Here is a 12269-nt window from a genome sequence, read left to right as displayed (position 1 = left end):
TCATGCTCCCGAGCCGGCGAGTGGCTCGTGCCGCCGTGCGAGCAAGGCGGCGAGCGTGACTGCCGCACAGAGGCTGTGCTCGCGCGCGATGCCGCGTCCTGCGATGTCGAAGGCGGTCCCATGGTCGACCGAGGTGCGCACAATCGGAATGCCCAAGGTCACGTTGACTCCTTCGTCCATCGCGATTAGTTTCATCGGGATGTGGCCCTGATCGTGGTACATGGCGACGACCATGTCGAATTCTCCTGCGCGCATGCGCCGAAACACGGTATCGGGCGGGTATGGCCCGGAACACGGCAGACCTGCGTCACGGCAGGCTTTTATCGCGGGCGCGATCTCCCGCGCCTCCTCGTTTCCGAACGCGCCGCCTTCGCCCGCGTGGGGATTCAGGCCGGCCACGGCGATGCGGGGCCGCTCGAGCCCGAGCCGGAGCAAGGCCTCATGCCCCACCTTGACGGATGTCATGATACGGTCGCGGCTGACGGCGCGCAGCGCCTCGCGAAGCGACAGATGCGAAGTGATATGCACGACGCGCATGGCGCCCGCAAACAGGCACATCCGGTAGTCCGCGCTGCCGGTCATCTCCGCGATGAGTTCCGTGTGTCCGGAATAGCGGTACCCCGCCTGATGAATGCACGCTTTGCTGATGGGGCACGTTACAATCCCTTCCAGCGTGCCCGCAAGCGTCGCGGCGACCGCGCCCTTGACCCATTCCACCGCGCTGCGGCCCGCCGCCGTATCCTGTGTTCCCGCGTGTACCGCGGGCGCCGGATAACCTGCGTCCACCACGGCCACGTAACCGGGCGGCGTCATCTGTGCTTCGGGCACGCCCAACGGTTCGGGGCACCCCGGGGCGAAGCGGCGCGCGTGCTCGAGCACCGCCGGATCGCCGAAGACCACGGGCGTGCACGCCGCCGCAACGTCAGGCCGGGCCAGCGCCTTTGCCAGGATTTCCGGGCCAACGCCGTTGACGTCGCCCATGGTTATGCCGAGAACAGGTTTCGCACTCATGAGACTGCACGGTTTCCACGCACGGTAAGAGTCTATGATACGCTATGGAAGGAAGTGCCGCCAATCCGGCGGTTACCCGACCGTTCGCGAACAGAAGCGAAACGCCCCGCGTCACGGGAAAGGAACCAGCATCCGTGAAAGAAAGGCATGAGAGACATTCACGCGCGCTTGAGGAATCCTGGCGCATCCAGGAGGACGCGGCCCGGCTTGGTTTCGACTGGCCCGACATCAGCGGCGTGATCGCGAAAGTGCGCGAAGAAACGCAAGAGATAGAAGACGCGCTCGCGGCGGACGACCCCGAACACGCCGCGCGCGAGCTCGGCGACCTGCTCTTTGCCGCGGTCAACCTGGGCCGTTTCCTGCACACGCACCCCGTCGAAGCCCTCCAAGAGGCCAATCGGCGTTTTACGGAGCGGTTCGCGATGCTTCGAAGCGTGGTGGAAAAGAGCGGGCGCAAGATCGAAACGTGCGCGCTCGACGAGTTGAACGAGGTCTGGGATCGTGTGAAAGTCCTTGCGCTGCAACATCCTAATCAAAGGGGTTGACAAGAGACCCGATCATGGTGCAGACTCAGGGTTCGGGTGTGCGAAAACGCCTGATTTTAAAGGCTGAAATGGATCTGTGGACAGGTTGTGAACAACCTGTGGAGAAGTAGGAAGGAACGCCATCGGCGCGGCAAGGCGCAAGTGAGACCGGGGTTGCGGTACCCCGAAACGGGAGCGCTGACCAGGGGGCGCCTGCCGCGTCGCGTGGGGACACGCGCAGCAAGCGCCCGAGGCTTCTTTCCAAAGATAGTTATAGTTTACTATAACACATCACAGGTGCTTTCGGCTCTTGGGAACGCGCAGGGGAGGCCGGCCTGTTTTCGCGCGGGCCGCATGACGTTGCAGGAGGACGGGACAGATCATGCAGGTGAAGGAAAAGGACAACCCCTGGGTATTGGCGCAGGAGCATATTCGGACGCTGGTGGACGAGCACAGTTTCAAGAACTGGTTCGCGCAGACGGATTACGCATCCTATGAGGGAGGGCACCTGATCGTCGCCGTGCCCAGTCAGTTCTTCGCGGAATGGCTGCGCGACCACTATATGGACGCCATCATGGAGTCCGTGCGGCGCGTGCTGCCGGACTTCGACCGCATTTCTTTTCTGCATGGGGCGGCAAGGGGACGGGCGGAAAACCCGGAACCGCCGGCGAAGGCGCCGCAGGCCGCATCACGGGCGAAGGCGGCGAGAGTGCAGCAGGTTTTCAACGGTTTCAACCCGCGGTATACGTTCGAGCACTTCGTGGTCGGCGCGGGCAACCGTTTCGCGCATGCCGCGGCGCGCGCCGTTGCCGACTCTCCGGGGCGCGCCTACAATCCGCTGTTTCTGTATGGCGGGACCGGTCTGGGCAAGACGCACCTGATGCAGGCGATTGGCCAGGAATTGCTTCGCATCGACCCGAATACAAACGTCGTTTTCATTTCGACGGAGCAATTCACCAACCAGCTCATCGACAGCATCGCGAAGAAGTCTACGCAGCGGTTCCGGGACAAGTACCGCAAGGTGGATATCATCCTGATCGACGACGTGCATTTCCTGGCGGGAAAAGAGGCGACGCAAGAGGAGTTTTTCCACACCTTCAACGAACTCTACGACGCGCACAAGCAGATCGTGCTTTCGAGCGATTGCGGCCCGAAGGAAATCGAGGGGATGGAAGAGCGGCTGGTAACCCGTTTTGAATGGGGTCTGGTCACCGATATTACGCCGCCCGATCAGGAAACGCGGGAGGCCATTCTTCAGAACAAGGCGCGCGAGGACGGCGTGAGCGTGCCGATTGAAGTCATCCGCTATATCGCGACGCATGTCACGAGCAACATCCGGGAACTCGAAGGCGCATTCATCACGGCTCTTGCTTATTGCCGCCTCACGGAAACGGAGATCACGCTGCCGCTGGTGCAGGAGGTGCTGCATGACCTGATCGGCAGCGACAAGATTCGCCCGATCACGATAGAACTGATCATGCGCGTGGTCGCGGAGCATTTCGACGTACGCATCGCCGACTTGCGCGGCCGGAGCCGGCAGCGGCACGTCGCCTATCCGCGTCAACTGGCCATGTACCTCTGTAAAGCGTTGATCCCCAGCCTGTCGCTCAAGGACGTAGGGGAAGCGTTTGGCGGGAAGGACCACACCACGGTTCTGTATGCCTGCGACAAGCTGAATACCGAAAGCCGGAATGAGGCCGCGGTGCGCCAGACAATCGATCAGCTTATCAAGAAGATCCGGCATGGCTGAGGCGTCTTCCTGACGAGGCACGCCCGCGCGGGGAATATCTGGAAAATCGGAGGATGTTTTTCCCTATGGGGGATCCGCGGCGTTGCGGGCCGGCTGGGGCAATGTGTTAGAATTTCGGCCAAGGAACCGTAGCTCATGGCACTGCTGGATATTGTGGTGTACCCCAAGGAACCGCTCCTGAAGGCGGCGGCGCCGGTGAAGAAGTTCGGGCCGGAGCTGGCCAAGTTCATCGAAGACATGCAAGAAACGATGGAAGTCTTTGACGGCGTTGGCCTGGCGGCGCCGCAAGTAGGCGTATCGCGCCGCATTCTGGTCTATCGCCTGCCGGAGGAAGAGGCGCAGTGCCTGATCAACCCGGAAATCCTGGACCGAGAGGGCAGCGAAACGGCGGAGGAAGGGTGCCTCAGTCTTCCGATGCTTTACGCTCCGGTTGCCCGCGCGAGGAAGATCAGAGTGCGCGCGCTCGACCTCTTGGGCAACCCGCGCGAATTCGAGGCGGCCGAATTGGAGGCGCGCGTTATTCAACACGAGTGCGACCATCTGGATGGCATGGTAATCCTTGATCGTCTGGATGTGTTGACGCGCCGGGCAAAACTCCAGGAATGGGACGAAATCTGCCAGCAGTTGGGCGCTGCCTCGCAAAGCGAGTAGAGAAAACCGGGGGAGCCCATGTTCATCCAGGCGCCCGCAGTCGAGCGGCTCATCGAAGCGTTTCGGCGCCTGCCGGGTATCGGCAAACGGACTGCCGAGCGCCTTGCCCTCCACCTGTTGAGCGCGCCGGAAGCAGAAGCGCGCGCGCTGAGCGCGGCCATCCGGGAAGCGCGCGACCGCATCACCACCTGCAGCGTCTGCTGCAATCTTACGGACTCGGACCCCTGTGTCATTTGCGCTGATGAGCGCCGCGACCACGCCACGGTCTGCGTTGTAGAACGCCCCGCGGGCGCCATGGCCATCGAGAAGGGCGGCGCCTACCGGGGCGTGTACCACGTGCTTCACGGCGTGCTCAATCCACTGGAAGGCATCGGACCTTCGGAGCTGCGCATAGACCGGTTGCTGAAACGCCTCGAGGACGGAACCGTGCGCGAGGTGATTGTAGCGACGAACGCGACCGCCGAAGGCGAAGCCACCGCGCTTTATTTATCTCGCATGATTGGACAGTGCGGCGTCGCCGTGAGCCGCATCGCGCACGGCGTGCCCATGGGCGGCGGGCTCGAATTCGCGGATGACGCCACCCTCGCGCATGCGATGCAGGGGCGCACCCGCCTCTAGAAGGCGCGGGCCAGGGCGCCGCGGGCGCCGGATGGGCTCCTGCGCAGGAAATTCAGCACGTTCTGCCGGAAACCACGGACCTTGAAGCGCCGGAGAAACGCCGCGCCGTCTTCCATCGTGGGCGGCTCGGCCTGCAGCGTCATGCCATAGCCGCGCACAAACTCGTCAAGCAGCGGCAGTACTTCCGCGTCGAAGGGCAGAAAACCCAGGGCAATATAGACCGCCCCTTCATTCCCCGGCGCGCTGTCGACACGCCAGATAATATCGAGGTCGCCATTATTCTGCATGCGCCCGCTCACGCGTCCTTCCGTCATCAGCTTGAAGATTTCGAGCTGTTGCCGGACGTTTGCCGCCTGCATCTCCGGCGTATCGAACAGGCCCAGGTTGTCCAACAGCGTGACGAACTCGTTGGACCGGTTGTCAAAGGTCACTTCGAACGTGAACGCCTCCGCGCTGTTCATGAGCAGGTCGGGCAGGCGTTGCACGTCAAAGGTGTGGCGCGTGTCGAATTCCTTGCCCAGCGCATCAAGCAGGCCGGGGCCGATCCGCAGCGCGGCGTTCGCGTGGAACGGGGAAGTGGAGAGTCCGGGCGCGTTGACTTGCGCATTCGCTTCGACAGCGTGCTTGGGCGTGAGGTCCGCGATTACACGGATGTCGGCCAGCAGCGCCAGAAGCAACCCTACGGTGTTTTCCTGCGCCGAGTCCTTGATTACTTCCGGAAGCGTCAGCCCTTGCGCGCAAGCGCGCGCGCCCAGCACGTGCAGGAGGTCGCCCGTCCGGTTGTCGAACACCACCTCGAACAAGTGCTTGTCCTCGGCGCGAAGGGGCTCGCCGCCGTCCTCGGGCCAATAACGCGCGACGACGTCGTCCAGCCCGCGCAGCAGTTGAAACGAGCGTTCCGTGGTGAGCACACCGCGTTCCGGCAGCGTGAAGACGGGCAATTCATAATTCACCTGAATCACGTCCGCGAACTTTGCGGGATTCGCCGTAAACTGCGCCACGGCAGGTCCGAAATACCGCTCATTGATGAATAGCCGGGCGCGATATGCGCCCTTTGCGGCGTCGAGATTGCCCAGCAGCGCGATTTCGTTCGGCAGTGATTGGGCCGCGTAGCTGCGCATGAGCGATTTCACGAAGTTGGGCGCCGGAACACTGTCCAACAGGGGAAGTACATGTTTTTCGATGAGCGGCAACAATTCCCGGGGCCGGACCACCGCAATCAGGCGCGTGTCTTTTGCGACGAGCTTCTCATGGGTGACCTCAGGCGCTTCGCCAAGACCGATAAGGCGGCTTCCGTACCATGCGCCGCCTCCGAGTCCCGCGAGGACCAGGACCACCAGCACCAGCGCAACAATCAAACAGCCTTTCTTCACGCAATCAGCTCCTTCCGATGTCTGCTTCCGCCGCGAGGGCGCACGGCGTTAGCGCCAGGCGGCGGCGCGGCGTATTTTACGCGCCCGAGCCGGCCGGCGTGGCCGGCGGCGCTTCAGCCGGTGCCGTGACAGGCGTGGACGGTTCCGCTCGCTTGCCTTGGGGCACGAGCGCGGCAACCGAGTCGCGGATTGTCTGGCCGAATTCGGGAATGGTGAATGCGCCGTGATAGGTCTTGCCTTCCCACTGCGCCTTGCCATCGAGCGTCAGGCCGTATTCTTGGAGCATGCCCTTGACCTGCACCAGCGCCGCATCGAACGCGAACGCGATCACCGGTTCGAGTTCCGGCCCGGCCGTGTCGAGCGCCCGGAGCGCAAAGTCGACGGTCAGCGCGTCAGACGGTCCCAAATCGGCGAATGCGCGGACATCCGCCAGCTGCGCCAGCACCTTCGGAACCGATTGCAGCATCGGGTTTGCGAACAGGTCATCGAGGCTTTGCCCATCCTGGGCTGCCGCGACCGCGACGAGCGTCAGCAATTCGCCTTTCCGGTTGTCGAGCGCCAATTCGGCCAGATGACCGCCTTGGATGGTCAACGGAGCAGCCTCGGCCGGGGCGGCCGGCCAGAGTTCCTGCAATTTCGCATCGAGCCCCTCGGGCACGGGCAGTGAACCGTTGGCGGTCAGCATACCCGGTTCACGCAGTTTCAAGCCTTCCTCATCCCACTTGACCAGGGGAATGCCTCGAGGCAGGCCTACCTGCCCGGCGCCGATAGGAAGGAGCACATCGAAATACTGCTGGTTGACAAAGAACGTGAATTCATAGAGTTTCGCGCCCAAATCCGCCCCGCTCAACAAGGCGATCTCGTTGGGGAGCACTTCGGCGAACTTCGTATCCAGCAGTTTCTCAATGTTCGGCGGAATGTCCACTGACTTGAGCATGTCCCACGGCACCAGCGCGTGGATAAATTCCGCCGCCGTGCGCGGCGACAGCACCAGCCGCATGTTCGTGTTCGGCGTAGCCGCCTTTTCGTGCGAAACCAATGGCGACTGCGGCATCTCTATGGGCTGCCGCGGGGCGCCATCCGTCGGCGGTGCGGGCGGCGGTGGGCCAAGGTCCGGATTCACAATATCTACATAGTAACGATACACGCTGTAACCGGCCCCGGCCGTCAGCGCAAGCAAACAAAGGGCCACTACTGCCTTCTTCACGGGAGTCACTCCTCTCTTGTGCGCAAGGCACCTCGGGACTTGATGGCGTTATCTTATGCGTCTCGCAAAGCCCGTGTCAAAAACCCCCGAATCATGGGCGCTCCCTGCGGTTATGGGACAAAAAACGGCCGCTTGCGCGGGTTTCCGTGGCGTGCGCCCGCGCTAGATGCCGCGGGAAAGAGCCGCGCGGAGCATGGGCTCGAATCCGCTCAGCGTCATGTGGGCTTCAATACGTTGACCCGAGGTTTGGACTTCATGCACGAAGTCGAGCCCCGGATCGGACCGGAGCACCCCGGCGATGGCGTCGCCCGCGGCCATCAGCCTCTCGCTGATTCGGCTCAGGCCGGAAGCCCCCGAGCCCGGCTGGCAGACCAGGACCGCGGACATGCCGATTGCGTTGTCGCCCGCGAGGTCCGCCGTAAATTGCAGCGAAGCCACGGCGGGCCAGACCTCAAGCAGCGGTTCGAGCGCGGTCACGCCTGCGTCGCCGCGCATCGCGGCGATGGCGCCATGCAGTTCATAGAGGACGCCGTTGCGGTTGTCGGCCATGATTTCCAGAAAATGGGCCCCCGAGGCCGCGTCCACGCGCGCCGGCCGGTAATCCGGCCACAGTTGCATGCTGCGTTCGGCTAACGCCTCGGGCAAATAAACCACGCCCGCGGCTCTCAAGGCGTCGTTTCCTTCGCGCGCGGCGCGCGGCTGGGCCCACTGTACCGGATAGGTGGCGGCGAAGAAATCCGAATCATTGATCACGTCAAGGAAATCGGGGCCCTCCGTGTTCTCTCTCGAGAACAGCACGAAGTCGAGCTGTCCCGCCGCGTCCTGCGACACGAGAAACGTGAATTCGACGGGGAGATAGTGCAGCCAATCGAGCCGTTTCGAACGCGGGGCCACCGAGCTCAACCGGGGCACGGCCGGCACAATCCGCAGTACATCGGGGGCAAGACGCGATACATAATCCTGCACGTGCCCGGGACAGAACACAATCCGCGCGGCCGTGTTCGCCGTGACGAACGCCTCGTGACTGAGCGCCGTCGTGCCGCGATGGAAGACGGTGCGATAGGTCAGCCAAGCGGCCGCAATCGCGGCAGCGGCAAGCACGGTGGCGGTGTAGACCTTGCGCGCTTCCATGGTCACCTCCTGGAACAATGGCCTTTCGGACAGCCCTGTTCCGCGCGTCTCCCATTCTAGCCTATCCGGGCGCGGCATTCCCGCCGCCATTCAGGCGGGAAGGTTGAAAATCAGGCCCCGCGCGGCGTGTACTACGGGTGTCCGGGAGTGTTCCGCAGCAATGTCTTCGATCAGCGCAGTCTTGATTGTGAAGAACGAGGCTCACCGGCTGGCCGCGTGCCTGGAGGCCCTGCGCGCCGTTGCCGACGAGATTGTGGTGCTCGACACCGGCTCGACCGACGAAACGGAAGAGACGGCGCTCGGGTTCACGGGGAAGGTCCATCATTTCGCCTGGCGCGGCGATTTCGCGGCAGCGCGGAACGCGGCTGTAGCCTGTGCCGCGGGCGACTGGGTGATCAGCATCGACGCGGACGAGGTGATGGAAGCGCCCGCGGACGCGCGCGCGCGTCTGGTTGCCTTCGCCGCGGAACATGACCCGTCCTGGGTCGGGACCATAGAGCTTTTCAGCCCCACGGGCCCCGGGGCGGACGCCGCGGTTGTCCGGGACCGTCTCGAACGCTTTTTTCACCGCGGTGTGTACCGTTTTGAAGGCGTCATTCATGAGCAACTTGTTCCGGCAGCGGGCGGAGCCAAGCGCGCGGCGGCTACGGGCGTGCGGGTGCGCCACTTCGGCTACGCGCAGGCCGCGGATGCGCCGGACCATAAGGCCCTGCGCAATATCCCGCTGCTCCGGCGCGCGCTCGATGCCCGCCCGGACGATGAATACCTGCTGCACCAGCTCGGCAAGGCCCATTTCTCGTTGCGCCAGTACGCGGCGGCGGCGGTTGCCTTCGAGCAGGCGCTCGCGGCAATCCGGTTTGCGCCGGGCGCGCCGCCGCAGGGCCGTGACGGCCCCGTCGCTCGTGTTGTGTTGTCCGATTTGGTGATTACGCTCGCTTACACGTATGCAAACCTCAATCGGACCGTGCAGTCGCTGCAATTGCTCGAGCGCCACGCGGCACTGGCGCATCCCGGCGTGCGATGCGCGGATTTTCCGCATGCGCTGGGCTATGTGCATCTCATGCTCGGGCACGTCGCGGAGTCCAAGGCCGCATACGAGCGGTCCCTGGAGTGGGGGGGTGGGGCGGAAGACGTGTTGGGGACCGGTTCGTTCAGCAGCGAATACCATCTGGGCCTGTTGAGCGAGGCCGAGAACGACGTGCCTGCCGCGTGGCGGCACTATGCCGCCGCGCTCCGGCACAAGGCCGACTATCGCCCCGTATTGTCCCGCTGCGTTGGTCTTGCCGCGGAACGCGGCGCCGGCATGCCGGAAGAAATCCTCCGCGTTGCGGACAGGACTGCCCTGGAACAGCTCTTGACCGGGCAACGTCGCGGTGTCACATAGTGCGAAGAGCATGGGCAAGATGCCCATGCCACGGGTTGTGGCGCGGGCGTCCTCCCCGCGCAGGCGAGGCCGTCGCGTCTTCGTGGTTGGCATGGAAACTGCTTTTGCCGGGATGTAGAATGGCCGTGATTGTGACGGGTCTATCCCAGTTGGGACGCGGTAGACGGCGAGGGACCAAGTCCCGAGGGGATGATTGGGACGTGCAGTTCACAATCAAGGAGATGAGTAAGTTGTAGAAGTGCGCATTCAAGGGAGCCACGGGAGGAGCAGGGCACAATGAATGGGGCTGTTTTCGATGACAATGCGGTGACGTATGTCAGCCTGAGGGCAGAGATCACGCTTGGGGGACGATTCCGGCTCGTGCGGCGCGTCGGTCGAGGTGGTATGGGCGAGGTCTGGCTTGCGGAAGATAGCGAACTGGACAACCGGCCCGTGGCCCTGAAGATGCTCAAGCCGGAATTCTCCGACGATGAGGGGGCGTTGAGGGACCTCAAGCGCGAATTGGTCCTGGCGCGCGAATTGAGCCACGCAAACATCGTGCGCGTTCACGACTTGCATCGGCACGGCGAACTGCATTTTATTTCAATGGAGTACGTGCCGGGAATGTCGTTGCAGGCGCGGTTGAGCGGGCGGGGTAAGCGGCCCTTTGCATTGAACGAGGTGTTGCCGTGGGCCAGGCACGTGGCGGATGCGCTGGATTATGCGCATAGCAGGAAGGTGCTGCATCGCGACGTCAAACCGGGCAATATGTTGCTCGCGGCCGACGGTACGACGAAGCTCGTTGATTTTGGGATTGCGCGGGTCATTCACGATACTGAGACACACCGGACCGGCCATGCGACTACGGGTACGCTCGCGTATATGAGCCCCCAGCAGTTGCTGAATGAAAAGAGACATCGTAACGACCAGCGCAATGATGTTTATTCCTTTGCAGCGTCTTTGTATGAATTGCTCAATGGAGAGCCGCCGTTTTTGGGTGGCGACATGTCGCTGCAAATCCTGCGTAAGGAGCCGGAACTGATCCCAGGAGTCCCCGAGTACGTCAACGCAGCTTTACTCGCGGGACTCGCGAAGGACATTGAGTGCCGTCCTACGAATTGTGCGACGTTGCTTCACGAGTTCTCCGGCGCAGCCGCCGAGGCGCTGTTGCGGGAGGAAACGGCACGCCGCACTCGCGAAGAAGAAGAACGTCGTCGCGCGGAGGAGGAACAGCGGCATCACAGGGCCGAGGAGGCGGCGCGGCGGCTCGAAGTGGAACTGCAGTGGGTGAAGACGGAGCCTGCGTGGTCTCGAGAACCCGTTCGCCAACCGGAGCCACGGATATCCCTCGGGCTGCTGGTGGGCGGGGCGACCATGCTCTTGGGATTGGCGTTGCTGCTTTTGTTTGCGGTCCCTTGGGACATGTTCCCATCGCTGCAATCACCCTCTGCCAGGCCGGAGGTACAGGACCAGGCGGCGGAGGAAGCCCGGCGGACGGCTCAGGAGGAACTGCGCCGCATGGCGGAAGAAGAGGCGCGGCGGGCGGAAACGGCAAAGCTGGAAGAAGAGCGGCAAATGGCTGAGGAATTGAGAAAACAGCAGGAACAACAAGAGTGGGAAGCGCTGAAGGCCAGATTACGAGACCGAGGGGAGGTGGCTCCGGAAGACCCGACGGCACAACCAGAGCCGGACACGCAGTCCGCGGGGCAAGTCGTGTATTACGAAGACAGTTGGGACGCAGGTGCCGCGGCGGCAAGCGCCAGTGAATGGGCTCGGCAAAGGTCCGCGGAGGAAGAAGCGGCGCGCGAGCGGGAAAAGGTGCGCATCGACGCTACCAGGGCGGAAATGGAAAGGGCTGTGCAAGAACACAACAGACGCATGGACCGGGAGTACGGTCGCAGGTGAAACGCTGAGCGGATTTGTGGAACAGTCTGCATCTATCGTTGTCCGTGAACAGCAGGGCCGAGTCCGATGCTGCGGTTGTCCTTTTTGACCGTAATCATCGGCGTTCTTGCCGCACATGAGCCCCGAGGATTGCCACGCATGGACCTTGCGCAAGCAAGCAGATGGCTGTTGTTGGCGGGGTGTTTTTTGGCTGGTCTTGGGGTGTTGTCGCAACTTGCAGCGTGTTTGGGCTGATCATTGGGCGGTTACCGGGCGATATCGTGGTCAAGGGCGAGCGAGTCTCGGTCTGTTTTCCGGTGGTCACCTGCCTTGTGCTGAGCGTGGTCGCCTAGTCCTATCGCCGACACAAGAGCGCGGGCGTTGCCCAGTTCAGGGCGTTGCTTGCCGCACAAGGACCGGCGGAACGTCCGGCGAGGTGCGCTGCACCGTGTCGCCGATCTCGACCTGATTGTAGAGATTTTGCGCAACGCTCATTTCGACCAGGGCGTTTTCAGCCGTGCGCACAATGAGGAAATGGTACACGTCCTGCCGGAACGATTCGCCGGTCAGGACGCGCAACCCCTGGTCGAGCGTGCGGCCGCCGCTCTCAGTGCCTGCTTGGCGCTGGACCTTGTCCACCACGACGCCGGTCACCGGCCCTTCGCCGCCGCGGCTGGTCCAATAGTAGTAGGCCGCGCCCGCAAAGGCGAGCGCAATGACCGCCAACAGTACGCCCATCGTCGTCGAACGCATGGCC

12 protein-coding genes are annotated in these 12269 nt (G+C 63.1%); 7 read left to right on the top strand and 5 right to left on the bottom strand.

Features of this window, described 5'->3' with window-relative positions; genetic code table 11:
- Positions 1-1011, bottom strand: coding sequence for a 4-hydroxythreonine-4-phosphate dehydrogenase PdxA (gene pdxA, locus KA184_10730; GenBank protein ID MBP8130040.1), 1011 nt, complete (start codon positions 1009-1011; stop codon positions 1-3).
- Positions 1012-1055: 44 nt separating this feature from the next.
- Between pdxA and KA184_10725 the strand changes: the two genes are divergently transcribed.
- From KA184_10725 to recR, 4 genes are all read left to right on the top strand, one after another.
- The gene (locus KA184_10725; protein MBP8130039.1) at positions 1056-1556 is read left to right on the top strand and encodes a nucleotide pyrophosphohydrolase; all 501 of its coding nucleotides are present in this window, start codon (positions 1056-1058) and stop codon (positions 1554-1556) included.
- Positions 1557-1917: 361 nt separating this feature from the next.
- Complete coding sequence (dnaA, locus tag KA184_10720) at positions 1918-3285, top strand: chromosomal replication initiator protein DnaA (GenBank protein MBP8130038.1); 1368 nt, start codon at positions 1918-1920, stop codon at positions 3283-3285.
- Positions 3286-3420: 135 nt separating this feature from the next.
- Complete coding sequence (gene def / locus KA184_10715; protein MBP8130037.1) at positions 3421-3936, top strand: peptide deformylase; 516 nt, start codon at positions 3421-3423, stop codon at positions 3934-3936.
- Positions 3937-3960: 24 nt separating this feature from the next.
- Positions 3961-4554 carry a recombination protein RecR gene (recR, locus tag KA184_10710; GenBank protein ID MBP8130036.1) on the top strand — a complete coding sequence of 198 codons (594 nt, stop codon included), beginning with the start codon at positions 3961-3963 and terminating at the stop codon, positions 4552-4554.
- Here recR and KA184_10705 read toward each other — a convergent pair.
- The 3 genes from KA184_10705 to KA184_10695 all read right to left on the bottom strand — a co-directional run bounded on the left by KA184_10705 (position 4551) and on the right by KA184_10695 (position 8265).
- The gene (locus KA184_10705) at positions 4551-5927 is read right to left on the bottom strand and encodes a hypothetical protein (protein ID MBP8130035.1); all 1377 of its coding nucleotides are present in this window, start codon (positions 5925-5927) and stop codon (positions 4551-4553) included. The genes recR and KA184_10705 overlap by 4 nt on opposite strands.
- Before the next feature lie 76 nt (positions 5928-6003).
- Positions 6004-7134, bottom strand: coding sequence for a hypothetical protein (locus tag KA184_10700; protein MBP8130034.1), 1131 nt, complete (start codon positions 7132-7134; stop codon positions 6004-6006).
- A 162-nt stretch (positions 7135-7296) separates the two neighbouring features.
- Complete coding sequence (locus KA184_10695) at positions 7297-8265, bottom strand: hypothetical protein (protein ID MBP8130033.1); 969 nt, start codon at positions 8263-8265, stop codon at positions 7297-7299.
- Between the two features lie 160 nt (positions 8266-8425).
- Between KA184_10695 and KA184_10690 the strand changes: the two genes are divergently transcribed.
- From KA184_10690 to KA184_10680, 3 genes are all read left to right on the top strand, one after another.
- Entirely contained in the window at positions 8426-9649 is a 1224-nt protein-coding gene (locus tag KA184_10690) for a glycosyltransferase (protein MBP8130032.1), read from the top strand.
- A gap of 276 nt (positions 9650-9925) precedes the next feature.
- A complete protein-coding gene (locus KA184_10685) occupies positions 9926-11533 on the top strand; it encodes a protein kinase (protein MBP8130031.1) in 1608 nt (535 codons plus the stop codon).
- 161 nt (positions 11534-11694) lie between these two features.
- On the top strand, positions 11695-11865 hold the full coding sequence (locus KA184_10680; GenBank protein MBP8130030.1) for a DUF2905 domain-containing protein: 171 nt from the start codon (positions 11695-11697) through the stop codon (positions 11863-11865).
- A 37-nt stretch (positions 11866-11902) separates the two neighbouring features.
- Here KA184_10680 and KA184_10675 read toward each other — a convergent pair.
- Positions 11903-12269 (bottom strand): hypothetical protein (locus KA184_10675; GenBank protein MBP8130029.1); only part of this gene is annotated, 367 nt, incomplete at its 5' end.

Source organism: Candidatus Hydrogenedentota bacterium (assembly GCA_018005585.1).
Classification (GTDB): domain Bacteria; phylum Hydrogenedentota; class Hydrogenedentia; order Hydrogenedentales; family JAGMZX01; genus JAGMZX01.
Note: the sequence above shows the minus strand (reverse complement) of the source record. Positions and strands in the feature narration are given on the sequence as shown.

Bases quoted from the DNA above. Each gene is read 5' to 3' on its own strand.
- pdxA (MBP8130040.1), bottom strand. From the start codon at position 1,011: ATGAGTGCGAAACCTGTTCTCGGCATAACCATGGGCGACGTCAACGGC.
- KA184_10725 (MBP8130039.1), top strand. From the start codon at position 1,056: ATGGAAGGAAGTGCCGCCAATCCGGCGGTTACCCGACCGTTCGCGAAC.
- dnaA (MBP8130038.1), top strand. From the start codon at position 1,918: ATGCAGGTGAAGGAAAAGGACAACCCCTGGGTATTGGCGCAGGAGCAT.
- def (MBP8130037.1), top strand. From the start codon at position 3,421: ATGGCACTGCTGGATATTGTGGTGTACCCCAAGGAACCGCTCCTGAAG.
- KA184_10695 (MBP8130033.1), bottom strand. From the start codon at position 8,265: ATGGAAGCGCGCAAGGTCTACACCGCCACCGTGCTTGCCGCTGCCGCG.
- KA184_10690 (MBP8130032.1), top strand. From the start codon at position 8,426: ATGTCTTCGATCAGCGCAGTCTTGATTGTGAAGAACGAGGCTCACCGG.
- KA184_10685 (MBP8130031.1), top strand. From the start codon at position 9,926: ATGAATGGGGCTGTTTTCGATGACAATGCGGTGACGTATGTCAGCCTG.
- KA184_10680 (MBP8130030.1), top strand. From the start codon at position 11,695: ATGGCTGTTGTTGGCGGGGTGTTTTTTGGCTGGTCTTGGGGTGTTGTC.